23 protein-coding genes are annotated in these 24,550 nt (G+C 34.5%); 18 read left to right on the plus strand and 5 right to left on the minus strand.

Annotated elements, in window-relative coordinates:
* Positions 1–16: 16 nt before the first annotated feature.
* The 9 genes from BM238_RS10020 (at position 17) to tsaB (ending at position 11,696) form a co-directional block, all read left to right on the plus strand.
* Positions 17–1,594: a RagB/SusD family nutrient uptake outer membrane protein gene (locus BM238_RS10020; RefSeq protein WP_090080376.1), complete on the plus strand. Its 1,578-nt coding sequence runs from the start codon at positions 17–19 to the stop codon at positions 1,592–1,594.
* A 95-nt stretch (positions 1,595–1,689) separates the two neighbouring features.
* Positions 1,690–3,279 carry a glycoside hydrolase family 32 protein gene (locus BM238_RS10025; RefSeq protein ID WP_090080378.1) on the plus strand — a complete coding sequence of 530 codons (1,590 nt, stop codon included), beginning with the start codon at positions 1,690–1,692 and terminating at the stop codon, positions 3,277–3,279.
* 6 nt (positions 3,280–3,285) lie between these two features.
* A complete protein-coding gene (locus BM238_RS10030) occupies positions 3,286–4,191 on the plus strand; it encodes a carbohydrate kinase family protein (RefSeq protein ID WP_090080380.1) in 906 nt (301 codons plus the stop codon).
* An 11-nt stretch (positions 4,192–4,202) separates the two neighbouring features.
* Positions 4,203–5,954 carry a glycoside hydrolase family 13 protein gene (locus tag BM238_RS10035; RefSeq protein WP_090080502.1) on the plus strand — a complete coding sequence of 584 codons (1,752 nt, stop codon included), beginning with the start codon at positions 4,203–4,205 and terminating at the stop codon, positions 5,952–5,954.
* Between the two features lie 7 nt (positions 5,955–5,961).
* Positions 5,962–7,695 (plus strand): glycoside hydrolase family 13 protein, encoded by a 1,734-nt coding sequence (locus tag BM238_RS10040; RefSeq protein ID WP_090080382.1) that lies wholly within the window; start codon positions 5,962–5,964, stop codon positions 7,693–7,695.
* A gap of 15 nt (positions 7,696–7,710) precedes the next feature.
* Positions 7,711–8,871 carry a glycoside hydrolase 100 family protein gene (locus BM238_RS10045; RefSeq protein WP_090080385.1) on the plus strand — a complete coding sequence of 387 codons (1,161 nt, stop codon included), beginning with the start codon at positions 7,711–7,713 and terminating at the stop codon, positions 8,869–8,871.
* 1 nt (position 8,872) lies between these two features.
* Positions 8,873–9,520 (plus strand): zeta toxin family protein, encoded by a 648-nt coding sequence (locus tag BM238_RS10050; protein ID WP_090080387.1) that lies wholly within the window; start codon positions 8,873–8,875, stop codon positions 9,518–9,520.
* An 89-nt stretch (positions 9,521–9,609) separates the two neighbouring features.
* On the plus strand, positions 9,610–10,983 hold the full coding sequence (locus BM238_RS10055) for an MFS transporter (protein ID WP_090080389.1): 1,374 nt from the start codon (positions 9,610–9,612) through the stop codon (positions 10,981–10,983).
* A gap of 23 nt (positions 10,984–11,006) precedes the next feature.
* Positions 11,007–11,696 (plus strand): tRNA (adenosine(37)-N6)-threonylcarbamoyltransferase complex dimerization subunit type 1 TsaB, encoded by a 690-nt coding sequence (tsaB, locus tag BM238_RS10060; protein ID WP_090080391.1) that lies wholly within the window; start codon positions 11,007–11,009, stop codon positions 11,694–11,696.
* On the opposite strand, the gene porW is transcribed toward tsaB, so the two are convergent.
* From porW to BM238_RS10080, 4 genes are all read right to left on the minus strand, one after another.
* On the minus strand, positions 11,686–14,151 hold the full coding sequence (porW, locus tag BM238_RS10065) for a type IX secretion system periplasmic lipoprotein PorW/SprE (RefSeq protein WP_143093376.1): 2,466 nt from the start codon (positions 14,149–14,151) through the stop codon (positions 11,686–11,688). The genes tsaB and porW overlap by 11 nt on opposite strands.
* Positions 14,152–14,320: 169 nt before the next feature.
* Positions 14,321–14,878 carry a Maf family nucleotide pyrophosphatase gene (locus tag BM238_RS10070; protein ID WP_090080395.1) on the minus strand — a complete coding sequence of 186 codons (558 nt, stop codon included), beginning with the start codon at positions 14,876–14,878 and terminating at the stop codon, positions 14,321–14,323.
* Position 14,879: 1 nt separating this feature from the next.
* Positions 14,880–15,398 (minus strand): KdsC family phosphatase, encoded by a 519-nt coding sequence (locus BM238_RS10075; protein ID WP_090080397.1) that lies wholly within the window; start codon positions 15,396–15,398, stop codon positions 14,880–14,882.
* Positions 15,399–15,403: 5 nt separating this feature from the next.
* A complete protein-coding gene (locus BM238_RS10080) occupies positions 15,404–16,156 on the minus strand; it encodes a Rossmann-like and DUF2520 domain-containing protein (protein WP_090080399.1) in 753 nt (250 codons plus the stop codon).
* Between the two features lie 162 nt (positions 16,157–16,318).
* Between BM238_RS10080 and BM238_RS10085 the strand changes: the two genes are divergently transcribed.
* The 9 genes from BM238_RS10085 (at position 16,319) to BM238_RS10125 (ending at position 22,401) form a co-directional block, all read left to right on the plus strand.
* Entirely contained in the window at positions 16,319–16,873 is a 555-nt protein-coding gene (locus BM238_RS10085; protein WP_090080401.1) for an RNA polymerase sigma factor, read from the plus strand.
* Positions 16,874–16,877: 4 nt separating this feature from the next.
* Positions 16,878–17,429: a hypothetical protein gene (locus BM238_RS10090; RefSeq protein ID WP_090080403.1), complete on the plus strand. Its 552-nt coding sequence runs from the start codon at positions 16,878–16,880 to the stop codon at positions 17,427–17,429.
* A gap of 10 nt (positions 17,430–17,439) precedes the next feature.
* Positions 17,440–17,925 carry a hypothetical protein gene (locus BM238_RS10095; protein WP_090080404.1) on the plus strand — a complete coding sequence of 162 codons (486 nt, stop codon included), beginning with the start codon at positions 17,440–17,442 and terminating at the stop codon, positions 17,923–17,925.
* 201 nt (positions 17,926–18,126) lie between these two features.
* Positions 18,127–18,696 carry a phage tail protein gene (locus tag BM238_RS10100; RefSeq protein ID WP_090080406.1) on the plus strand — a complete coding sequence of 190 codons (570 nt, stop codon included), beginning with the start codon at positions 18,127–18,129 and terminating at the stop codon, positions 18,694–18,696.
* A gap of 3 nt (positions 18,697–18,699) precedes the next feature.
* Positions 18,700–19,389, plus strand: coding sequence for a T9SS type A sorting domain-containing protein (locus BM238_RS10105; protein ID WP_090080408.1), 690 nt, complete (start codon positions 18,700–18,702; stop codon positions 19,387–19,389).
* A gap of 103 nt (positions 19,390–19,492) precedes the next feature.
* Complete coding sequence (locus tag BM238_RS10110; protein WP_233741945.1) at positions 19,493–20,005, plus strand: phage tail protein; 513 nt, start codon at positions 19,493–19,495, stop codon at positions 20,003–20,005.
* 3 nt (positions 20,006–20,008) lie between these two features.
* On the plus strand, positions 20,009–20,698 hold the full coding sequence (locus tag BM238_RS10115; RefSeq protein WP_090080412.1) for a T9SS type A sorting domain-containing protein: 690 nt from the start codon (positions 20,009–20,011) through the stop codon (positions 20,696–20,698).
* Positions 20,699–20,813: 115 nt separating this feature from the next.
* Positions 20,814–21,311, plus strand: a complete 498-nt coding sequence (locus tag BM238_RS10120; protein ID WP_449404428.1) for a phage tail protein — start codon at positions 20,814–20,816, stop codon at positions 21,309–21,311.
* Between the two features lie 397 nt (positions 21,312–21,708).
* The gene (locus BM238_RS10125; RefSeq protein WP_090080417.1) at positions 21,709–22,401 is read left to right on the plus strand and encodes a C40 family peptidase; all 693 of its coding nucleotides are present in this window, start codon (positions 21,709–21,711) and stop codon (positions 22,399–22,401) included.
* A 249-nt stretch (positions 22,402–22,650) separates the two neighbouring features.
* Here the strand turns inward: BM238_RS10125 and BM238_RS10130 are convergent, their stop codons facing one another.
* Positions 22,651–24,387, minus strand: coding sequence for an APC family permease (locus tag BM238_RS10130; RefSeq protein ID WP_090080419.1), 1,737 nt, complete (start codon positions 24,385–24,387; stop codon positions 22,651–22,653).
* Between the last annotated feature and the right edge of the window lie 163 nt (positions 24,388–24,550).

A 24,550-nucleotide genomic window follows, 5' to 3' on the forward strand; every position in this document is an offset into this window, starting at 1 on the left:
AAAAAATATAATAGAAATGAAAAAATATATTTTAACAGCAGTCGTGGCACTCGCTACGCTTACTAGCTGCAGTCTTGATGAACAGTTAAATGACTCAATTGGGAAAGACAACCCGCAATTCAATACACTGGGATCACCAGCGCAGTCATTAGCTTTTACTTATACTTTATTAGAAGGACCTGGAAGCCCATTTGGCATCTGGACTTTAAACGAAGATTCTTCAGATGAAGAAGCAAAGCCAACCCGCGGATCTGACTGGTTTGATGGAGGAAAATGGCAGCAGCTGCACCTTCATACCTGGTTGCCTTCTAATCCGCAAATCACAAACAGTTATACAGATATGAACCGTGGAATTGCTTATGCAACATCGGTATTGGGATTTGCTAATGCTACAAAACAGCAAAAAGCGGAAGCTACTTTTTTACAGGTTTATTGGTTATGGTTAATGACAGATCATTTCGGACAAACCATTTTAAGAGAACCTAATGAAGCGGATTCTGTTCCATCAATATACTGGACGCGTTCTCAAGCAATTGATAATGAAATTGCAAAATTAGAAGCAGTCATTAATGATTTACCTGCTTACACAAACAGTGCAGGCGCTGGTACGGCCACAAAAAATGCAGGAAATGCTTTATTGGCAAAACTATATTTAAATAAAGCGGTTTACAAAGCGACAGATGCTGATGGTAAACCACAAGTTGTCACGCCAGCTGCATTCGCTGCGGCAGATATGGATAAAGTAATCGCGCTCACAACAGCTGCAATGGCGGGTACAAGCTTTACAAACATTGCAGGAAATACACCGGGACAAAACTATTTTCAAAATTTTGCGCCGGATAATGGTGAAAGATCCACAGAGATTATTTTTTCACGGGTAAATGAAGTTGGTAACGGCTCGAATGTTTTCCAATTTGCCTATATGACGACGCATTATAATCAGGCTCCAGGTGGTTACAATGGTCCAAGTACAACTACGGATTTGATAGGTAAATTTACCTCAACAGATCCCAATGACCCTCGTTTTTCAACAAACATTCCTTACTTAACAACTAATTCCGGTTTAAAAGCGGGTATTTTGATAGGTCAGCAGGTTAATCAGAGTGGGGCAAATATTTTAACCAGACTTGGGGCACCATTAAGTTTTACAACAGCTTTTGATCTGGCTTCTTCCGGAGAAGCACAGGGCGCCAGAGTAATTAAATATTATCCTCAATACACAAGTCCTGGAAATCCTACGCAGCAGGTAAATACTGACTTTATATTCTTAAGTCGTGCAGAATGTATGTTGATGCAGGCAGAAGCTTATGCAAGAAAAGGTAATTTTGCTACAGCTAATACTTTAATTGGACAATTGAGAGCAGCTCGCGGCGCAGCACCATTAGCAATCACAACACTTCAAAACGTAAATGACGAGTTCGCGCGTGAAATGTACTGGCAAGGAACAAGAAGAACAGATCAAATAAGATTTGGAACTTTCTTAAATCCAGTTCAGGGAAGGACAGCAACTACAGACAGACACGTTATGGTATATCCAATTCCATTAATACCGCTAAACGCTAATCCTAAATTAAAACAAAATCCAGGATATTAATTCTTAAATTTTATATTAATTTTATTTTTCTAAAACTCGGGTAGTTAAATAATTACCCGGGTTTTTTATAAAATATATTTACATCGAAAAAGCGAATGATTACAAAATTAATTAATTTAAAATCAGTTTGTTTTCTGCTTATTTTTCTTCTTTTAAATTGTAAAAATCAGACAGATCAATCTGTAATCAAAGTACAATCTTCTGTTAAAACGAGTACAGATTCTACTATAACTTACAAAGAACCTTTTAGAAATCAATTTCATTTTTCACCGGAAAAACACTGGATGAATGATCCTAACGGAATGGTTTTTTACAAGGGTATTTACCACTTATTCTATCAATACTATCCGGACGATATCGTTTGGGGACCGATGCATTGGGGCCACGCCACTTCAAAAGATTTAGTGCATTGGGAAAATAAAAAAACAGCACTATTCCCGGATAAATTGGGTTACATTTTTTCCGGAAGCGCAGTAATAGACAAAGAAAATTTTTCCGGTTTGGGAACAAAGGAAAATCCGCCGATGGTGGCTATTTTTACTTACCACAATATGGAATTTGAAAAAGCAAAAAAAATAAACACACAAACACAAGCCTTGGCTTACAGTTTAGATGAAGGCGAAACCTGGACTAAATATAAGTCAAACCCGATCATAAATAATTTAGATAAAAAAGATTTTCGCGATCCCAAATGTTTCTGGAATGAATCGACTAAAGAATGGAATTTAGTATTAGTAGCAGGCGACAGAGCGCAAATTTACACTTCAAAAAATTTACTGAACTGGAAACTTGAAAGTGAGTTTGGACAAAATATCGGCGAGCATGGCGGTGTTTGGGAATGTCCGGATTTGTTTAAATTAAAGATAAACAACGAAGAAAAATGGGTTTTACTAATTAGTGTAAATCCCGGCGCACCAAACGGTGGTTCTGGAACGCAATATTTTGTGGGAGATTTTGATGGAAAAACTTTTACAACTAATCAAAAAGACACAAAATGGTTAGATTATGGCGCAGACAATTATGCAGGCGTTACTTTTAGCAATTTGCCGGAAGATGAAAGAATTTTAGTTGGCTGGATGAGCAACTGGAGTTATGGCCAAAAAACGCCCACAAAAAACTGGAGAAGCTCCATGACTTTGCCCCGACAATTATCTTTAAACAAAATAAACGATCAATATATTTTACAAAGTACACCGGTAAATTCATTTGAAAAGTTGTTAAAAAAGGATTATTCTAAAGCGGTCCTTGATATCAAAAGCAATAAAAAATTACAATTTGATTATCCGTCTTTAAATGAGTCTCAAATTAATTTTCAAACCAAAGCAGAAAACTTAAAATTGGTATTTTATAATGACGTAAAAGACTCTTTGGTTTTAAATTACATCAAAAATAAAAATGAATTCTCAGTCGACAGAACGCATTCCGGGATCATAAATTTCGGCGAAAATTTTGCCACAAAAGTTCACACGACTGTTCTTAAAAATCTCATTTCTGATCAAATTAAATATCAAATTATTCTTGACCGATCAAGTATTGAAATATTTTTAAATGACGGATTATACAGTTTCACAGAACAAATTTTCCCTAATAAACCTTACAATCATTTAAAAATAATATCAGAAGAAGATTTAAAATTAAAAGATTTTAAAGTTTCAGCGGTTAATTCAATTTGGAACAAAAACTAATTTTTAATGCAAAATAAAAAACCCGACAATTTAAATATTGTTTGCTTCGGCGAAGTCCTTTTTGATATTTTCCCAAATCACACCAAAATTGGTGGTGCGCCGTTAAATGTGGCTTTGAGATTGGCTTCATTGGGAATTAATACCTCAATTATCAGTAAAATTGGCGATGATAATTTAGGTAAAGAAATGTTAGATTTTATTTCAGAAAGTGATGTAAATACTGATTTAATTCAAGTCGATGAAACTTTATCAACGGGCGAAGTTTTTGTAAAATTAGATGAAAAAGGTTCTGCGTCTTATACCATAAACTATCCTGCAGCGTGGGATAAAATTACCTTTGAGGACAATTGTGTAGAAGCAGTCAAAAATTCTGACGCGTTTATTTTTGGAACTTTGGCGTGTCGCGATGAGGTTTCTTTTTCTGCTTTAAAACAATTATTGCCTTTTTCTAAACATAAAATTTTAGATGTTAATTTAAGAAAGCCGCATTACACTTTCGAATTATTACATTATTTAATGAATGAAGCAGATTTATTAAAATTTAATGACGAAGAACTTTTTGAAATAGCCGATCATTTTAATTCACCTTTTCACAATTTAGAACAAAATATTTTATTTATTTCTGAAAAAACGAATACAAAAAACATCTGCGTAACTAAAGGAAATCATGGCGCAGTTTTATTAAATAACGGAAAATTCTATTACAACAGTGGTTTCCGCGTCAAAGTTGTAGATACGGTTGGTTCCGGCGACTCTTTTTTAGCGGGATTAATTTCGCAACTTACAAAAGGTGAAGATCCGCAAAAAGCCATTGATTTTGCTTGTGCTTTGGGTGCTTTGGTCACGCAAACTGAAGGTGCAAATTCTAAAATATCGCATTCCGAACTTGAAAAATTTATAAATCCACTTTAAAAAAAATGAAAATGAAAAATACGATGATTCTCATTGCGATACTATCCGCAATTACGGTTTTTTCCCAGAAAAAATCAAAAGATATAGACCGAAAATGGTGGAAAGAAGCCGTGGTTTACCAAATTTATCCCCGAAGTTTTAAAGACACGAATGGTGATGGCGTTGGTGATTTAAAGGGCATTATTTCAAAATTAGATTACATAAAAAGTTTAGGGATCAACGCAATCTGGCTCAATCCGATCTTTGAATCTCCCAACGCGGATAACGGTTATGATATTTCAGATTATCAGTCGATCATGAAGCAGTTTGGAACGATGGATGATTTTAATACTTTGCTAAAAGATGCCCATCAAAAAGATTTAAAAATAATTTTGGATCTCGTGGTAAATCATAGTTCAGACGAGCACAAATGGTTTCAGGAAAGCAGAAAATCCCGTGATAATCCGTACAGAGATTATTACCATTGGTGGCCTGCAGAAAAGGGAAAACCCGCATTTCGTCCCGGTGCTTTTGAGGCAGACGGAAGCGGCTGGCGTTATGATAAAACGACGAACTCGTACTATTTGCATTATTTCAATTTTAAACAGCCGGATCTTAACTGGGAAAATCCAAAAGTGCGTCAGGAAATTTATTCTATGATGCGGTTTTGGCTGGATAAAGGAATCGATGGTTTTAGAATGGACGTGATTCCTTTTATATCCAAAGACACCAATTTTCCTGTAATTACGCAGGCCGATTTAGATAAAAATTACCACGGAAGATGGGACGTTTATATGGGAGAAGGTCCGCATCTGCACGATTATTTAAAGGAAATGAATAAGGAAGTTTTGAGCAAATATCCGAATGCAATGTCGCTTGCAGAAGGTGCCGGAATGCTGAAATCTACCGCGTTAAATTTTGTTGACCCTGCAAGACATGAATTAAATATGGGCTATCATTTTGAAGGAACAAATCTTGGTTATGTTCCGAGATATTTTAAAAAATCAGGTCCTTACAAATTGACAGATTTTAAAAAAATATACACAGATTGGGACGCGGTTTACAAAGAAAAAGGTTGGGGAACGACTTATTTAGGAAATCACGATCAGCCAAGAATGGTTTCAAGATGGGGAAATGATTCCGAACAATTTCGCGCGCCTTCGTCTAAAATGTTGACCACTTTTTTATTGTCGATGACGGGAACACCGTACTATTATTATGGTGACGAACTCGGAATGACCAATATCAAATTTGATAAAATTGAAGATTACCGCGATATTGAAGTTTTCGCAGAATACGATAAAGTGAAAAATGCTGGTGGTGATTTAAAAGAATTTATCGAAAATCAAAAAACTGGTGGCGCAAGAGACAATGGACGAACGCCAATGCAATGGAATGAAAAAGAAAATGCCGGTTTTACCACTGGAACGCCTTGGTTAAAAGTGAACGCCAATAAATCTGAAATTAATGTTTTAGATGAAGAAAAAAATCCGAATTCCACGCTTAATTATTTCAAAAAAATGACGAAAACCAGAAGAGAAAATCTGGCTTTAATTTATGGAAAATACACTTTGGTAGATGAACCAAACGAGCAAATTTATGCCTACACCAAAGAACTGGACGGTAAAAAATTGTTAGTTGTTCTTAATTTTTCAGATAAAGAAGCAAAACTTAATTCTGATCTTGATTTAAAAAATGCTAAAATTTTAATTGAAAATTATCCATCAGATAACAAAACTGGTACATTTCAGCCTTATGAAGCGGTCATTTATCAATTGAAATAATTTTAAAATGAAAAGATTTTTTTTAAATATTGTCTTCTTAATTTTAGCGATAAATTCGGTAAAATCTCAAACGAAAACGCCCGATAATTTAGATAAAAAATGGTGGAAGGAAGCCGTGGTTTATCAAATTTACCCTAGAAGTTTTAAAGACAGCAACGGCGATGGAATTGGTGATTTAAAGGGGATTATTTCTAAACTCGATTATCTGAAAAGTACCGGAATTACCGCGGTTTGGCTCAATCCAATTTACGAATCACCGAACGATGACAACGGCTACGACATAAGCAATTACCGCGAGATCATGAAAGATTTCGGGACGATGGCAGATTTTGATCTGTTGTTAAAAGAAATGCACAAAAGAAACATCAAATTGATAATGGATCTTGTAGTGAATCACAGTTCAGACGAAAATAAATGGTTTCAGGAAAGCAGAAAATCACGGACAAATAAATACCGCGATTATTATTATTGGTGGCCTGCGGAAAAAGGAACGCCACCTTACAGATGGAGTTTTTTCGACGTCAACAGCAATGCCTGGAAATACGACCAGCAAACAAATTCCTATTATTTGCATTATTTTTCCCAAAAACAGCCAGATTTAAACTGGAATAATCCAAAATTGCGCGAGGAAATTTATTCCATGATGAAATTTTGGCTGGACAAAGGAATTGATGGTTTTAGAATGGACGCTTTTCAGTTTATTTCAAAAGATCCTACATTTCCAGAATTGCCGAAAGAAACGACTTCCAATTCGCAAAATATGATAAAATATTATATGCACGGCGCACATTTGCACGAGTATATTCAGGAAATGAATCGGGAAGTTTTAAGCAAATATCCAAATGCGATGACCGTTGCAGAAGGTGCAGGCGATTCAGCGCAAGAAGCAATGAATTTTGTAGATCCTGCCAGAAAAGAATTAAACATTGCTTATCACTTTGAAAGTGTGGATGTTGGCAAAAATATTTTAGACTACGGTTTGGTGAAATACAAAAAAATGTTTGAAGATTATGACACGGAATTTAAAGACAAAGGTTGGTTGGCGATTTTTTTAGCCAATCACGATCAACCTAGAATGGTCAATAAATTTGGAAGCGACACGCCGGAATTTCGGGAATTATCTTCAAAAATGTTGTCTACTTTTATTCTCACAATGCGTGGAACCCCATTTTATTACAACGGTGACGAACTGGGAATGAATAATATAAAATTTGATAAAATTGAAGATTATAACGATGTTGACACCAAAAATAAATACGAACATTTAAAAGAAACTGGCGGCGATTTGAAGGCTTTTCTTGAAGGTCAAAAACAGACTTCCAGAGAAAACAGCAGAACGCCTTTTCAATGGAATGATACCAAAAACGCAGGTTTTACAACTGGAAAACCTTGGTTAAAAGTAAATCCAAATTACGTTTCCATTAATGAAGCAGCGGAAAATAAAGATCCAAATTCAGTTTTAAATTATTTCCGAAAATTAACAAAACTAAGAAAGGAAAATCCGGTTTTGGTTTACGGAAAATTTGATTTGGTTGATGCTGAAAATCCCGATATTTTCGCTTACACAAGAGAATTAAACGGCGAAAAATTATTAATTATTTTAAATTTTACCGGTAAAAACACGACTTTAAAATCGGATTTAGACTTAAAAAAAGCAGAACTTATTTTAAGTAATTATAAAGAGATAACACAGGATTTTAATTTAAAACCCTATGAATCTGTTATTTATAAATTAAAATAAATTAAAAATAAAATTATGTTTACGGAGGCTGCTTTAGAAATCATTGAGAAATCCATTATTCCTGAAGGTATTTTGGCATCTTCGGCGAAAATTGATAATTATAACAGAATTTGGGCAAGAGATTCATCCATGACTGGAATTGCTGGCGTTTGGCAACAAGATAAAGTTATCGCGGAAGGACTGAAAAACAGCACTTTAACCTTATTAAAACATCAAAATCATTTAGGTCAAATTCCGTCAAATGTTGCCATTTTTGAAGATAAACAAACTGCAAGTTTTGGTTCATTAGTGGGTAGAATTGACTGCAATTCCTGGTGGATTATCGCCTCCTGCATTTATTTAAAATTTTCTAAAGATGAGGTGTTAAAAAAGCAATTTGAAAACCCAATTAAAAAGGCGTTTTTCTGTCTGGAAACCTGGGAATATAACAGTCGCGGACTTCTCTACGGACCTCTCGGCGGAAACTGGGCCGACGAATACGTAACTTCTGGCTACACTTTGTACGATAATGTTTTAAGATTTTGGGCATTTAAAATTTTCGCAGAGGTTTTTCAGGAGGAAGATTATTTTGCGAAAGCAGAAAATCTAAAAAAAATAATTAAAAGCAATTTTACTAAAAATAGTTCCGAAAAAACCATTCATCCAAACGCAGTGAAAAACGCGGAAAGCAAACCGTATTTTTGGGCGGCTTTCGACCCAAGTGGTTACAACACAAGTTTCGATATGGCTGGAAATTCTTTAGCCTTATTGATGGGATTTTATGAGGAAACTTCTGATCTGGAAAATTATTTAAGAGAACTTCAAAAAGAATTTAATTCCTGGGCGTTGCCGGTTTTTTATCCAATTATTACAGAGAAAGATAAATATTGGGATCTTTTATCGAATAATTACAGTTATCAGTTTAAAAATTATCCCAATCATTTTCACAATGGCGGATCGTGGCCGGTATTTTTAGGATGGATGAGTTTAGGGTTATCCCGGCAAAATAAAGACTCAGAAATAGTAAAGAATATTCTGGAGGAATATGAAAAATTATTAAGCAAATATCCCGGAAAAGAATTTTCAGAATATTATGATACAAAAGAGTTTAAACCGCTCGGAACGCCAGATTTATGTTTCAGTGCAACAGGCTATTTATTAATGAAAATGGCGAAGAGTAATTTAAAAATAATTTAAAATGATAGGCGATAAAATAAATATTAAAGCGGAATATTTCTCTTTAGCAGAAGAAATTTATCTGGAAATTTTAAACAAAAATATTTTAGTTCAAAACAAAGTTTGTATTTCCGTTGCCGGTGAAAGTGGCTGTGGAAAATCCGTCACCGCGGAAGTTTTAAAATCCGTTTTAAATGAAAAAGGTATTAAAACGGTGAATTTACAACAGGACGATTATTTTTTTTTGCCGCCAAAAACCAACCATGCATCACGGGAAAAAGACATTAGAAATGTGGGTTTGGTAGAAGTTAATTTAGAACATTTACAGGAAAATATTGACGATTTTAAAAAAGCAAAAAATCAGATAGAAAAGCCTTTGGTGAATTATGAAGCGGATATTATCATCGAAGAAGAAATCGATCTGGAAAAAATAAAGGTTTTAATTGTGGAAGGGACTTACGTCAATATGTTGGAAAATATTGATCTAAAAATATTTATAGCAAGAACTTATCTCGACACTTTAGAGCAAAGAAAAAGTAGAAACAGAGAAGAAATGACCGCTTTTATCGAAAATGTTTTGTCAATAGAACACAATATTATAAAAAAACAGGAAATGACCGCAGATCTTGTCATTAACAAAGATTATAAAATAAAAAAACAACTCTCTTAATATGAAATCGCCATTAACAATTCTTGCAAACAAAAACTAATGAAGATTGGGCGATAACATATGACAAATAAAATAATAAAAATCTACATATGAAAGCGAAACTTTCCTTCTGGCAAATCTGGAATATGAATTTCGGTTTTTTGGGTTTACAATTTAGTTTTGCGCTTCAGCAAACGAATATGAGTCCGATTTACAGATATTTAGGTGCCGACGAAAATGTCGCCATACTTTGGTTGGCTGGTCCTTTAACGGGACTTTTAGTTCAGCCTTTTATTGGTGCGTGGAGCGATAATACGTGGTCATTAAAATGGGGTAGACGAAAACCATTTTTTTTGGTTGGTGCTATTTTAGCAAGTTTTGGTTTGCTCGCAATGCCGTTTTCATCCGCACTTTGGATGGCGGTTTCCTTGCTCTGGATCCTAGATGCGGCAAATAATATCGCTTTAGAACCGTACAGGGCATTTGTAGCCGATAAACTGCCGAAAGAGCAACATTCTTTTGGCTTTTTATTTCAAAGTTTTTTTACCGGTTTGGGTTCAACTTTAGCCAATTTTACGCCTGCAATAATCATTACTCTAGGATTTGTTGCCAAAGACGCGGTAGCTAAAAATGGAATTCCCATAACCGTTTATTGGGCATTTATAATTGGTGCAATCACCTCAATTGTAACTATTGTAATAACACTTTTTACCACAAAAGAAATCCCGCCAACGGAAGAAGATCTGGTTAGAATTAAAAAAAATAAAGACGGCAAAAATCTTTTTCAAATGGTAACTCATGAGATAAAAGAGGCCTTCCAAACGATGCCAAGAGTGATGAAATTATTAATTCCGGTAAAGTTTTTCAGTTGGTACGCGATGTTTGCTTACTGGCAATCCATCACAGATGGCCTATCAATGAGTTTATTTAATACAAACGATCCTGCGACAGATGCCTATAAAACGGCGGGCGTTTTAACGGGACAAGTGAACGGATCTTACAATATTGTCTGCTTTCTTTCAGCTTTTTTACTCGTGCCATTTGCCAGAAAATTAGGCGCAAATATTACGCATACCGTTTGTTTAACACTCGGCGGAATTGCCTTGATCTTCATGCCATTTTACAAAAATGATGTGGCTTTATTTTCTGTTCCAAATATTTTTGGACAGGGAAGCATTATTATTTCTCAAATCTATCTTATTTCATTTGGTTTAGGTTTAGCGTGGGCTTCTATGATGTCAATGCCTTATACAATTCTCACAAGATCGATTCCATCAAATAAAATTGGAATTTATATGGGAATTTTTAATATGTTTATAGTGATCCCAATGTTGATAGAAACCTTGACAATGGATTTTATAATGAAACATTTTCTTCACAACAACAAAATTCATGAAGTTATTTTCGCGGGTGTATTTTTAATTATTGGCGGAATTTTCAGCATTTTTGTCCGTGATACAAAAGGTTCTGAAGTTTTAATTTAAATTTATTAATTTAAATTTGTCCTATGAAAATTTTGCATTTAGAATCATCATCAAAAAACTGCTCCGTTGCAATCTCAAACGGCCAAGAATTATTATGTTTATGCGAAGAAGTGTCGGAAAATTACAAGCAATCAGAATCGCTTCACCAATTTGTAGAATGGGCTTTGGAAGGCGCAGAAATTAAATTGCACGATTTAGACGCAGTGTGTTTGGGAAAAGGCCCGGGTTCATACACGGGTTTAAGAATTGGTGCGGCTTCGGCAAAGGGATTTTGTTTTGGTTTAAATATACCTTTGATATCTGTAGATTCGATGGATTCGATGGTTCAAACATTTTTAAATAAGGAATTTGATTTTATAATTCCGCTGATCGATGCCCGAAGAATGGAGGTTTATACTGCGATTTACAATAAAAGTGGCGAAGTAATTTCTGAAACAGAGGCCTTGGTTTTAGATGAAAATTCTTTTACAGATTTTCAGGATAAAAAAGTGGTGTTTATTGGTGATGGCGCAAAAAAAGCACAAGAGATTTTAAACTTACAAATAGCGGAGTTCAATCCAAATATTTTCCCTTCAGCACAATATTTAATTAAAAAAGCCGCATCAAAGTTTAACAAAAAAGATTTTGAAGACATTGCTTATTTTGAACCTTTTTATTTAAAAGATTTTCAGGGAATTAAAGCAAAAAAAAGAAATATTATTTCTAATTATTAGTTGGGCTTTTCGGACGGTTTTTTAATTCAGGTGGACCAATTTTCTGTGAGTTTGAAGGAATTCCTCTAACTTCTGTGCCTCCATTTGGATCTGTGACAGGCTGATCAATAGTCGTTGTTTGTTGAACAGGTTTATCACTAATCACAGCACCGTTATCGTCAGTTTTTTCAATGGTAATGTCACTCTTCAGATATTTCAGCATTTCTTTGGCTTTCAAACCTTCTGAAGTTTTGCTGTAATTTAAAGCTATTTGTTCCAGCTGAAGTATCATAATTTCTTTGCCCGAAGTTTTTCCCGTGTCAAAAGCATTCAACAAAGCAAATTTTGGTACAAGACCGTCTTTCGGATATTTTTCCAAAGCCATCTCGATCACTTTTTTAGATTCTTCAAATTTTTCCTGCTGGTAGAGTTCAAAAGCTTCTGCGTAAGTTTTTTCCACATCTGCTGAAGATTGTGAGAAATTAGCATTTTTAGGATTTTTCACATATTCTGCGTAAGAACTATACGGGAAATCGCTTATTATCATCGCTTTTGCGCGTTCCGCAGATTCTGGATTTTTCTCATAATTCATGGAAAATATTTGATAAAGAGCTTGCAGCTTTACATCATCTTCCGGCTTTACGTCCACAAGATCGTATAACGTTTTTGTTGCCAGTTTTGTGTTCCCAAAATAAGAATCAAACATTCTTCCCAATCCTAAACTTGCTGTGTCACGCTGTTTTTTTAAAGCTAAAATTGCTGAGCCGTCGGTTGGTATTTTTTCTATATAAAAAGCAGTTTCCAGTCTTCTTGGGTCTTTTGTAGAAGTATTTCCCAGCGCTTCATTTTTTAGATCCTGAAGTGTATTTACCCGCGCGGAAGTCCGCCAGTTATCAATTAAGGAGCGGTCGCCCCACGTTCTTTTAAAATCAGATTCACCTCTTGACACTGCATTTTGATTCGCAAAATAAAATCCTTTTGATGAACTTCCCGGATTATCAGCAAAACTTGCCTGAGCAGAAGTATTAAAAATTGAATTTGCACTGTAATCGCCGGTATCAAATCCTTTGCTGCGTTCCTCACTTTTTTGTTTGGCCAGTTCTATGGCTTCCTTTGCCCGGATTCCATCAATATATTTTTGAAAATAAGCCTCTTTTTCAGCTTCAGTCATTTTAGCCAAACTTAAAATACTGTCGTTTTTCTTGATAAGATAATAATTGGCGGTTAACTTTTTAATATTGCCGGATTGTTCCTGAAGTAAAATTTTAGTGGGCTGATAATTCATCACCACGAGAGCAGAATCATAATAAGCACCGGCAGAAAGATAGTCGTCTTTCTCAAAATAAGCTTTCCCAATTTCATAATAATCCAGACCTCTGATTTGCGGATCAGATATTTTCTCTTTTAAAGATTGTGCGAAAAATTCTTTTGCTTCATCAGGTTTTCCAGCTTTATTGGCCATTAAACCAAGGGCGTAATAAAACTCATTTTTTCGGCTGACGTAAGTTCCTTTTTTACTTATGTTTTCCAGATATTTTTTGGCACCTTCGTAATCATCATCTTTACCATTAAAGGTTTTAGCGATCTCAACCTGCGATTTTACCTCAAACTCAAAATCATTGGCGTTTTTATAAGCTGTTACAAAACTTTCCCGGGCTTCTTCATTTTTACCTAAATTCGCCAGAATTTGTCCGCGTAAAAAAGAAATTCTGCTGCGGATTTTTTTATTTTTATTTAAAGCGTATGCATTTTCCAGTTCGTCAACAGCCAATTCTCTTTTGCCATTTTTTAAAAGCATTTCAGAATAATAAAGACTTGCCATTTTGCGGTAATTCTTTTTAATTTTATTCTGTTTTAAGGCTAAAAAAAGTTCATTTGCTTTGTAATAATTTTCCATTTTAGAATAGGCAAAAGCTTCATAGATCTTTGCTAAAGGCAATCTTTTGTCTTTGCTCATATGCGTAAAAATATAATTTAAAGCATCAAGACTTTCTAATGGTTTGTTTTGATAAATGCGGGATTGCGCCAGGATAATATGCGCATCAAACATTTTCTTGTTTTTTTCAACCCCGTTTTTTAAAACAGAATATTTTTCAATGGCTTTTAATGCTTTGGCTTCAGAAATTTGTAAAACGGTTGCGCTTTTTGAAGAATTATTACTGTTGCTATTTGGCGAAGGCGGACCCATTTGCTGGTTGCCAAAACCGGGATTATCTGCCGAATTTCCATTATTTAAATCGTTCAGCAAAGACGCATCTTCCTCATAAGTAAGCAGTTGAATATAAGGCGCGTAGAAATTATCTTTATGAGATTTATCTCTGTTTCTAAGTTCGGTTTCTAAAGCTTCTTTACTGTTGAAAAGTGTGTTGTAATAGGTGAAAAAACCTTTCATGAAAGTTGAATCACTCTTTTTCTTACGCGTAGAGCACGAAAAAATTATTAAAAAGCTGAAAAGAAAAAATAATGGTTTTTTCATGTATGAATTCATATTTTTAATGACAAAATAGATTGCCATTTCTCATTAATTTTTGTTTCTAAAATCGTCAAACAGGCGATTTCATAAATAGATATATAACTAAAAAATGCCTTTTTTAGTATTGTTTTTATAGAGTTTTTTGTAAAAATAGTGATTTTTTTCCTTGAATTTAAAGCTTATTTTGAAGCATTTCATAAATTAAATGCGTTGGAAATCCCATGATCGTATAGAAACTGCCTTCGATTTTTTTAATTTTTGCCATTCCAAGCCAATCCTGCACGCCGTAACTTCCGGCTTTATCTAAAACTTTGAAATTATTAATGTAAAATTCTATTTCTGTAGAATTTAGATTATTTAAGTAAACTTTTGCGACGTCCGTTTTAGTGATCATTTCATTTTGAGTTTTTAAAGTAACTGCTGTAAAAACTTCGTGAACGGTTCCGGATAATTTTTGAAGCATATTTTTTGCCCCTTTTAGGTTTTTTGGTTTTCCTAAAATTTCATCATTAATAACCACAATTGTATCAGCTGTAAGTAAAATTTCATCCTCTTTTAATTCCCGAAAACTTGCAGATTTTAATTCAGAAAGATAAGCAGCGACTTTTTCACATTCTAAATCTTCAGGATAGATTTCTTCGCAATTTAATTTTACGGTTTCAAAATCATAACCTAAATTTGCTAAAAGTTCTTTTCGCCGAGGAGATTCTGAAGCTAATAATAGTTTCATTTTAAACCGATTGTGTATTATCTTCCAACCATTTTCCCTGTATTTTCATCACTTGTTCGATCACATCACGAACCGCGCCTTTTCCACCTTTTATTGGTGAAATATAGTCAGAAATTATCTTTACTTCAGGAACTGCATTTTTTGGACAGGCAGAAATTGCGGATAATTCCATCATTTCAATATCTGGAATATCATCACCCATAGAAAGGATTTCGCTGTCTTTTAAATTGTATTTTGATTTAAAATCTTCATAATCAATTATTTTATTATGTGATTTAGGATAGTAATCTTTAATGCCCAAATATTCAATTCTGTTTTTTACCATTGCATCATTTCCGCCGGTTATTACACCGATGAAATAGTTGGCTTTTACGGCTTTTACAACTGCCAAACCATCTAAAACATTCATTACACGTGCCATATTTCCGTCAGGTAAAAGATAAACACTTCCATCTGTGAAAACGCCGTCAACGTCGAAAACAAAGGCTTTGATATCTTTTAATTTATTTTTATAACTCACTTTTCTTATTTTTTGTACATGCTTTTTATGGAAATATTCATCACGTCAAAAATGGATTTTGCATCTTTATCAGCTAAAAGTATTTCATGTGATCTTAAAACTTTTTCATCTTCACGAATTGCAGGTCCGGTTTGCGCTTCTTTTGGCGAAATGTGATGAATTTTTTCCACAGTTTCATCAATTAAAGGTAAAAAATAATCAAAAGGAATGTTTTGACTATCTGAAATTTCTTTGGCTTTTGCAAAAAGATGATTTGTAAAGTTGCAGGCAAAAACAGCTGTTAAATGAATAAATTTTCTTTGTTCAAAATTAGATTCCAACACTTTGGTTGAAATTTTTTGAGCTAAATTATTCAATATTTCAAAATCCTGATTATTTTCTGCTTCAATAAAAAATGGAATTTTTTTGTAATCTAAATCTTTAGTTTTAGAAAAAGTCTGGAGCGGATAAAAACTTGCTTTTCTATATTTCCCGTCCAGTTTTTCTTTTTCTAAAGAGCCGGAAGTGTGCGCAACAAGACAATCTTTAACAGTAATTTGTCTTGAAACCTCTTCGACAGATTCGTCTTTTACTGCAATAATATAAAGGTCTGCTTTTTCTAAATTTTCCGTTGAAAAAGGAACATTAAATTCGCGAGAAATTTCTTTTAGATCTTTTTCGTTTCTGCCGAAAATTTGAGAAATGGCAATTTTATTTTGGCAAAATGCTTTTGTCAAATGATACGCAACATTTCCGGAGCCGATAATTACAATTTTCATTACACAAATATAGAACTTTAGAAGTTTTACATTAAAGCTTATTTTAGGATTTGATTGAATTTTAGTGGTCTAAACTTTGATGATTTGATGGATAATTCTAAATTTAGCAAATTGAATTTAACTTTTTAACCTATTTCTTATCAAAAGAATGTACGTGCCAAAATGAAGATCACTGAAGAAGAAATTATTAAATGGATGTCAAGCAAACGAAGCCAGGAAAAAGGTCTTCGGGCGTTGATGGACACTTATCAAAGCAGACTCTATTGGCACATACGGCGTTTAATTGTTGATCATGCTTTGGCTCAGGACGTTTTGCAGGATACTTTTATTAAAGCTTTTACGAACTTTCACCAGTTTAAAAAAGAGAGTAAATTATATACCTGGCTTTATAGAATTGCAACTAATGAAGCATTGCAGCAGTTAAATAAAATGAAAAAAATGCAGAAAAGTGATGAGGATGCAGAATATCATTTGCAAAATCTGACAGCAGAAAGCGAAGTAGCGACAGGAGAGGAGATACAGATCATGTTGCAGCAAGCAATTAATACATTGCCCGAAAAGCAAAAACTAGTTTTTAATATGCGTTATTATGATGAGTTGCCCTACGAAGATATATCACAAATTTTGGAAATATCTGTTGGGACTTGTAAAACCAACTATCATTACGCTAAACAGAAGATAGAAGATTATATAAAAATAAATTCTGAAGAAATTTAAAACAATGGAAAATTTAGATATAGAAAAGTTAAGCCGGAAAATGCCTTATAAATTACCGGAAAATACTTTTGAAACAGTTCAAAAAAATGTATTAGAAAAAACTTTAGTTAAAAAAGAGGCGCCGATTTTCAATTTAAAATGGTTTTATGCGGCCGCAGCGGTTATCTTACTAATAGTTGGTTTTAATTTTTTCATAAATTCAAATAATAATGTTGATTCAGATAATGGATCTCAATTGGCAAAAAGCACAGTTGTTGATCAAAATAGCAGGAATTTGACAGCTGCAAGTGAAAATCAATCTTTAGTGCAAAATATGGCATCTGATACAAATCAAAGCGTTGAAACCAGCGACGATTTAACTTCGAGAAAGATTTCGCATCTAAATGTAAAGGCGGAATCACAAAATGTGGCGACTGCTACGATAGTTAAACAAAATAAAAATTCGATACCTACAGAAGATAAAGTTGATGATGTTTTAGATGAATTTTCGTCTTCCGAGATTGCTTCTTTAAGTAATAATACTGAGCAGGACGTTTATTTAGACCTTTATAATTAATAGTTTAAAAATGAAATTAAAAATAATATTTGCGGGGTTTTTCTTTTTGTTTGCATGTAAATTTTCTGAGGCGCAACGCACTTCTTTATTGAAAATGGGTTTGCAGGAAAGGCGTACAGAGATTAATAAAATGTCTCAAAAAGAAAAATCAGATGCTTTAAAACAATTTAAAGAAGACTTGGTATTGTCAGAATTACAAATCCCGGATGATCAGAAAGATAACTTTGTAACAGTTTATAATGATTATCAGGCAAAACAAAAGTTGATAAAAAACAAATTCAAAGCTCAAAGAGATTTTAATTCTATGACAGAGGATGAGGCCAGCTCAGAACTGGACAATAGCTTTGAAGTTGGGCAACAACTTTTAGATTTAAGAAAAGAATATGCGGAAAAATTCAGTAAGATCATTAAACCTCAAAAAGTGCTTCAGCTTTTCCAGACTGAAGGAATGATGCGAAGTAAAATGATGAATCACCAGTTACCGCGACAAAAATAATCTGCACTGGCAGGTTGTGTTCCATAATAGTTTATTTTTTTAATGTTGGGATGAGTTCTACAAGAAATTTGTAGAACTCATTCTTTTTTTGTGGCTAAAACTCCTTTATATTAATTTATATTCATTTAAAGTAAATTATATTTATTTAATATCTCATAATTAATGATTTATTATGGTTATTTTAGCAAAAATTAAAATTATATGAAAAAAACAATTTTATTGGTTGTTCTGGGTTTTATGGCAAATGGTCTAAAGGCGCAGGATCAATTTCTCGGTCAGGTCAACTTTGTACCTTATGATTTTGCTCCAAAAGGATGGGCAGAATGTAATGGGCAATTAATGTCCATTAACCAAAACCAAGCTTTATTTTCTTTGCTGGGAACTACTTACGGTGGCAATGGTGTACAAACTTTTGCCTTGCCGGATATGAGAGGGCGCACCATAATAGATGATGGGACAGGTATTTCAACTTACACAGAAGGTCAAACCGGTGGAAGCGAGTCTGTTACCCTAAACGTCACTCAGATACCGACACATTCTCATACGGTAAATGCAGTAACTGACGTGGGAAATAGTGAGGTTGCAACCGGAAATTTACCGGCAAATACGGTAAGCCCGGATACAGAATATTCTACTTCTGCGGCAAATACCACGATGAAATCTACGATGCTTAGTGAAACGGGAGGAAATCAACCTCATGAAAACAGGCCGCCATTTATAGTTTTAAAATGCATTATTGCAATAACCGGCTATTATCCATCCAGACCATAGACTATGAAAAAAATAATTACACTTTCATTGTTTGCTTTGGGAAGCATTTTCTCAGCACAATCAATAAGTTTTAAAGGTTGCGTGCCTTTATTCGAAAATCAGGATTACGCCTTGATCAAAACAGGAACTGACGCAACAAGCAGAAATATTTACGCAACAACGCCAATTACCGGCGATCAACCCTGTGGCGGTTTGGGAACCTGCGAATTTAAGATCCAGTGGAACAATACCAATACAAGATGGGAATTTTTAGCAGATTCCGGAAACGGTGATTTTGTTAATCCTTATTTAATTTATTACACGACGAAACAGAATACAACGGCAGGCAATCCGCCAAACGCAGCGATAGGTGGCTGGACGGAAAACACGGCTGTGACGAACGGTGATTGCGGTGGAAATTTAACAGAATCCAATTCAACATTTACCGGTGATGTGAGAACTATTTCTTTGGCACTGAATGAATTTGATGATAAAAGGATCAGTATCTATCCAAATCCTGCGACAGAGTTCATCAACATCACGGGTTTATCCAAAGTAAAATCGATCAGAGTTATTTCTTTGGAAGGAAAATTAATTTCAGATTCTAAGAACACTTCTACAGTTAATGTTTCAAAATTAGTTGTGGGTGTTTATTTCCTTGAGATCGAAACGGAAAACACAGTTATAAAAAGAGTAAAATTTATTAAAAAATAGATTTAAAAAACGATTAAAATTTTAAAATAACATGAAAAAATTAATACTATTTTTAGTCCTTGCACTGAGCTTATCAAACTTAAAAGCACAGGCTTACGAACAAATGTTGGGACAAATAATTTACGTTCCCTATAATTTTGCTCCCCAAGGTTGGTTAGATTGCAATGGACAGATATTACAAATTTCGGAATACGATGCTTTGTTTAGCTTGATAGGAACGACTTACGGCGGTGATGGGCAGATTACTTTTGCATTACCTGATACAAGAGGTCGTGTAATGATACACAATGGACAAAGTCAATCAACTGGAACGATTTATTCCTTGGGGCAAAAAGGCGGTAGCGAAAGCGTTACTCTTGCAGGAACTCAAATGCCTGCGCATACTCATGTTGTAGCCGCAGTAACAGCCACAGGAAACAGCGCAGCAGCTACCGGAAATTTGCCTGCTAACACAAAGACATTAGACCAGGAATATTCCGATACGGTTGCAAATACCACGATGAAATCTACGATGCTTAGTGAAACGGGTGGAAATCAACCTCACGAAAACCGTCCACCTTTTATGGCTCTAAAATGTATTATTGCTACACAGGGTATTTATCCATCCAGACCGTAGATCATGAAAAAAATAATTACACTTTCATTGTTTGCTTTGGGAAGCATTTTCTCAGCACAATCAATAAGTTTTAAAGGTTGCGTGCCTTTATTCGAAAATCAGGATTATGCCTTGATCAAAACAGGAACTGACGCAACAAGCAGAAATATTTACGCAACAACGCCAATTACCGGCGATCAACCCTGTGGCGGTTTGGGAACCTGCGAATTTAAGATCCAGTGGAACAATACCAATACAAGATGGGAATTTTTAGCAGATTCCGGAAACGGCGATTTCGTTAATCCTTATTTAATTTATTACACGACGAAACAGAATACAACGGCAGGCAATCCCCCAAACGCTGCCATCGGTGGCTGGACGGAAAACACGGCTGTGACGAACGGTGATTGCGGTGGAAATTTAACAGAATCCAACTCAACATTTACCGGTGATGTGAGAACTATTTCTTTGGCACTGAATGAATTTGATGATAAAAGGATCAGTATTTATCCAAATCCTGCGACAGAGATTATCAACATCACAGGTCTATCCAATGTAAAGTCGATCAAAGTTATTTCTTTGGAAGGAAAATTAATTTCAGATTCTAAGAACACGTCCACAGTTAATGTTTCAAAATTAGTTGCAGGTGTTTATTTCCTTGAGATCGAAACGGAAAATACAGTTATAAAAAGAGTAAAATTTATTAAAAAATAGATTTAAAAAACGATTAAAATTTTAAAATAACATGAAAAAATTAATACTATTTTTAGTCCTTGCGCTGAGCTTATCAAACTTAAAAGCACAGGCTTCTGACCCATATCTGGGACAAATTCAATACGTTGCGTTTACATTCGCGCCAAATGGTTGGCTGGATTGTAATGGTCAATTATTACCAATATCACAATACAGTGCATTGTTTTCGTTATTAGGAACACAATATGGCGGAGATGGCAGAACTAACTTTGCTTTACCCAATATGCAGGGTCGTGTTTTAGTTAATAGTGGGCAGGGTCCAGGATTGTCAAATTATACACAAGGACAGCCAGGTGGCATTGAGGCAGAAACATTAACTGTCAACGAAATGCCAAGCCATACACATATCGTGAATGCGGTAACAGTTGAGGGTAATAAAGCTGAAGCTACAGGAAACTTACCGGCAAATACAAAAAAATTAGACAAGGAGTATTCCACTGTGGCAGCAAATACTACTATGAAATCTACAATGATTGGTAATACAGGTTCAAGCCAATCGCATGAAAACCGACCGCCTTATCTTGCTCTAAAATGTATAATTTCTACAACAGGCGTTTTTCCGCAAAGACCGTAATTAATTATTTTTAAACTTAAATTATTAATAATTGTCAATTATCTATTTTTAAATAAATTATATTATTTTAATCACAAAAAAGATAAAATTTACATGATTTTAACATAAGTGTGAAGACATCTAATCTAGATTTAAATGAGTCTAATTAGGTGTCTTTTTTATATAACAGTTATAGAAGAAATAAATAAACGTTAATAAATCTTAAAATTTCGCTTTACCACTTTTACGCAAACACTGCGGTGTGGATCATTTTCTTAGAATATAACCTTAAAAAACGTTAAAGTATGTTAAAATAAAGAGGATGCAAAACTATTGTACTTATTACTTTTTAGTCTTTCGGTACTTTTGTCTCGCATTAAAATAAATAATTACCCAGAGAGATAATTAATCAGTTTATATGAAGAAAAGAATTTTGTTTTATTTGGCGACTGCCTTCGCTACTTTTTCGTTACAATCATGTGTATCTAACTACGTAGCTTCAGCTCCAAATTTATATTCAGCTCAGTACAAATCAAGTGCCAAACTTGCCTCAATAGATTCAAAAAAATTAGAAAACGATAAAAAAGAACTTTTAAGCAGTTTTAAAGAAAACCCAGCTTTGATGGTTGCAAACGTCAATTCTGCTCTTAAAAATGAGCAAATTGCAAAAGCAATCAGACATTCAAAAACAATAGACGGCATTTTAAGCGTTGCAGAATCATATATTGGTACGCCTTACAGATTTGGAGGTATGACAAGAAATGGTATTGACTGTTCAGCTTTCGTTCTTTCAGTTTTTGGCGCAGCAGTAGGTATGAATTTACCAAGAGTTGCAGCATCTCAGGCCACAGAAGGCGAAGCGGTATCGAAAGAAGATCTTCAGAAAGGTGATCTTGTTTTTTTCTCACACGGAGGCGGTAGAATTTCCCACGTTGGTATAGTAGAAGAAGTAACTGCTGAAGGTGAAGTAAAATTTATTCATGCGGCAACGTCGCGCGGAGTAATGATCTCTTCCTTATTTAATGATAATTACTGGACGCCAAAATTTATGTTTGCTAAAAGAATTATCAACAGTACATTTGGTGATTCTACAAACGTAGCGCAGAATTAGAACATACTAATTATTAATTGATACAAAAGAAGCTGCCATTTGGTAGCTTTTTTTTATGCCTTAAATTTATGCTTAAAAGGACTTATACTTTAAGCAGAATTTTAAGATTTTGATCTTCTGTCTTAAATATTTTAGTTGAATTATATATTTAACAGAGTTTATTTTTAAAATTAAATTAAAAAATTTCGGTGTAACAAGCCTTTATTTTAAACACAAAAAATAGCGCTAAAAAGCGCTTTTAATTTAATTCTAAAGTATTAATCTTATTCCACCCAGTTCTTCAACACGATAGCTGAATTTTTCTCCTGGTGAAGAGATAAACATAAAGTTTTTCGGAATATTCCATTCTAGACTTAATTTTTCTACCATATCAGGATCAAAATTTCCTTCCAGCACTATAAATTCCATATCCATATCTGGATAAGCACGATCGAGCGTATCGAAATCTGACATAAACTGATCCGTGGGTTTTTGGTGGTTCTTCATAATAGTGACGATTTTCACCTTATTTGTTACTTCATTCTGGCTAATGTAGATCATCACCTTATTTAGCGTGGCAATATCGTCGCCTTTAGAAAAGAAAACAAAATCCTGATTTCTTAAACTATGCATTGATTTGTGCAGAATTTTTCTCGAAATAATGCCTACTTTCCTGAAATTTTTCGTGATCGATTTCAATGTTTTTACCATTATAAGCATAATATCATTTCGGGATAACATCGCTGATATGATCAACATCGCAGGTATAAAATATTGCAAAAAAGTGACAAGGTAAGCTGGGTTTGCCTTTATGTTGCCATAGAGCGCAATTATCACCCCAAACAATGCCAGTACAACAAAAGCCGTAGGCGCAGTTTCTGGTCTTGGTAAACGTGCACGTCTTATTTTTAAAAGGAGATTTCCGATCGCAAAAAACGCCATCACCGTTAAAAATGAGATCGTGTAAACAGCCGCCAAAGGTAAAATTGCACCTTTTGTTACAACTAAAATAGACACGCAAAGCACGAAAAACATGGTTAGGATTCTGTAAGTACTTCCTCTTTTATTTTCTTTAAGAAAAAACTGAGGTAAAATTCGGTCTAATGTCATTCTCTTAATTAAACCGTTTACGCCTACAAATGATGTTAAAACAGCACCGCTCAAAACCGTTACTGCATTAATGGAAATGATCAATGCGAGCCATTTCCCGCCGGTTAAAGTTCCCATAAAGCTGAGGAAGAAATCTACTTTAGAGTCTACGGCGCTCATTGGCATGATACAGATTGCTAAAAAAGCAATAAGCGGATTTAAAACTGAAACAGCGATCCACATATTTCTTAAAGTTTTAGGAAAAACGCCGTGTTTCTGTTCCTCCACAAAATTTGCAGAACTTTCAAAACCAGAAATCCCCAGCATTGCTGCGGCAAAACCAAAAAAGAGCGCCGTCGCAATACTTCCACCTTTCACAGGAAGCGAAAAATTATCATATAAAATAGAAAAACCATTATTTGCTATAAAAATGCCGCAAAAAACAATCAGTAAAAGCATTACGCCCAGGTGAAAGAAAAATATGATCAAAGCAACAATAGAACTCTCAGTTATTCCCAAAATTGTAAGCCCTAAAAAAAATAGCAAAAGCCCGAATGTAGCGTAAGAGATATTAATTGCGGGAATAATTTCGTGCAAATAATGCATGGCGGTACTTGCAGAGATCACCGCCGTCGCCATATAAGACAATATTGTGAGACACGCCGCCAAAGCCGCATTACTTTTGGTAGAGCTGTTTAAAAGCACATTGTATGCGCCACCATTTAAAGGCAAAGAACCAACAACTTCGCCATAAATTTTCCGGAATAGAAATAAAATTGCCGCTACAAATAATAAAGCCAACCAGGCATATTGCCCTGCAGCAACGATAGTAAGAGCAGAAACGTAAAGACAGGATGAGGTGATATCATTCCCACAAATAGCTGTGGCAGACCATTCTCCCAATTTTTTTTGGTGCATTTTCTTATGTTAGGTAACAAAAATAGAAAAACTAAAATAAAAATATTGTGAAATAAAATTTTCTTTTAGAGCAATCCGTCATTTTTTTAAAATTGTATTGGCGGCAAAAAAAATGTCGGCCGGGCTATCCGCTGTATCTTTTTTTGCAGAAAATAAGTTTTAA

The organism is Halpernia frigidisoli (genome assembly GCF_900113805.1).
In the GTDB taxonomy this organism is placed as follows: domain Bacteria; phylum Bacteroidota; class Bacteroidia; order Flavobacteriales; family Weeksellaceae; genus Halpernia; species Halpernia frigidisoli.

What these genes read in the sequence shown, in the direction of transcription:
- porW (WP_143093376.1), bottom strand. Translation starts at nt 14,151, where the DNA reads ATGAAAAAACCATTATTTTTTCTTTTCAGCTTTTTAATAATTTTTTCG.
- BM238_RS10110 (WP_233741945.1), top strand. Translation starts at nt 19,493, where the DNA reads ATGTTGGGACAAATAATTTACGTTCCCTATAATTTTGCTCCCCAAGGT.
- BM238_RS10070 (WP_090080395.1), bottom strand. Translation starts at nt 14,878, where the DNA reads ATGAAACTATTATTAGCTTCAGAATCTCCTCGGCGAAAAGAACTTTTA.
- BM238_RS10115 (WP_090080412.1), top strand. Translation starts at nt 20,009, where the DNA reads ATGAAAAAAATAATTACACTTTCATTGTTTGCTTTGGGAAGCATTTTC.
- BM238_RS10025 (WP_090080378.1), top strand. Translation starts at nt 1,690, where the DNA reads ATGATTACAAAATTAATTAATTTAAAATCAGTTTGTTTTCTGCTTATT.
- BM238_RS10055 (WP_090080389.1), top strand. Translation starts at nt 9,610, where the DNA reads ATGAAAGCGAAACTTTCCTTCTGGCAAATCTGGAATATGAATTTCGGT.
- BM238_RS10100 (WP_090080406.1), top strand. Translation starts at nt 18,127, where the DNA reads ATGAAAAAAACAATTTTATTGGTTGTTCTGGGTTTTATGGCAAATGGT.
- BM238_RS10045 (WP_090080385.1), top strand. Translation starts at nt 7,711, where the DNA reads ATGTTTACGGAGGCTGCTTTAGAAATCATTGAGAAATCCATTATTCCT.
- tsaB (WP_090080391.1), top strand. Translation starts at nt 11,007, where the DNA reads ATGAAAATTTTGCATTTAGAATCATCATCAAAAAACTGCTCCGTTGCA.
- BM238_RS10040 (WP_090080382.1), top strand. Translation starts at nt 5,962, where the DNA reads ATGAAAAGATTTTTTTTAAATATTGTCTTCTTAATTTTAGCGATAAAT.
- BM238_RS10090 (WP_090080403.1), top strand. Translation starts at nt 16,878, where the DNA reads ATGGAAAATTTAGATATAGAAAAGTTAAGCCGGAAAATGCCTTATAAA.
- BM238_RS10105 (WP_090080408.1), top strand. Translation starts at nt 18,700, where the DNA reads ATGAAAAAAATAATTACACTTTCATTGTTTGCTTTGGGAAGCATTTTC.
- BM238_RS10030 (WP_090080380.1), top strand. Translation starts at nt 3,286, where the DNA reads ATGCAAAATAAAAAACCCGACAATTTAAATATTGTTTGCTTCGGCGAA.
- BM238_RS10050 (WP_090080387.1), top strand. Translation starts at nt 8,873, where the DNA reads ATGATAGGCGATAAAATAAATATTAAAGCGGAATATTTCTCTTTAGCA.
- BM238_RS10020 (WP_090080376.1), top strand. Translation starts at nt 17, where the DNA reads ATGAAAAAATATATTTTAACAGCAGTCGTGGCACTCGCTACGCTTACT.
- BM238_RS10130 (WP_090080419.1), bottom strand. Translation starts at nt 24,387, where the DNA reads ATGCACCAAAAAAAATTGGGAGAATGGTCTGCCACAGCTATTTGTGGG.
- BM238_RS10085 (WP_090080401.1), top strand. Translation starts at nt 16,319, where the DNA reads ATGAAGATCACTGAAGAAGAAATTATTAAATGGATGTCAAGCAAACGA.
- BM238_RS10095 (WP_090080404.1), top strand. Translation starts at nt 17,440, where the DNA reads ATGAAATTAAAAATAATATTTGCGGGGTTTTTCTTTTTGTTTGCATGT.
- BM238_RS10035 (WP_090080502.1), top strand. Translation starts at nt 4,203, where the DNA reads ATGAAAAATACGATGATTCTCATTGCGATACTATCCGCAATTACGGTT.
- BM238_RS10125 (WP_090080417.1), top strand. Translation starts at nt 21,709, where the DNA reads ATGAAGAAAAGAATTTTGTTTTATTTGGCGACTGCCTTCGCTACTTTT.
- BM238_RS10080 (WP_090080399.1), bottom strand. Translation starts at nt 16,156, where the DNA reads ATGAAAATTGTAATTATCGGCTCCGGAAATGTTGCGTATCATTTGACA.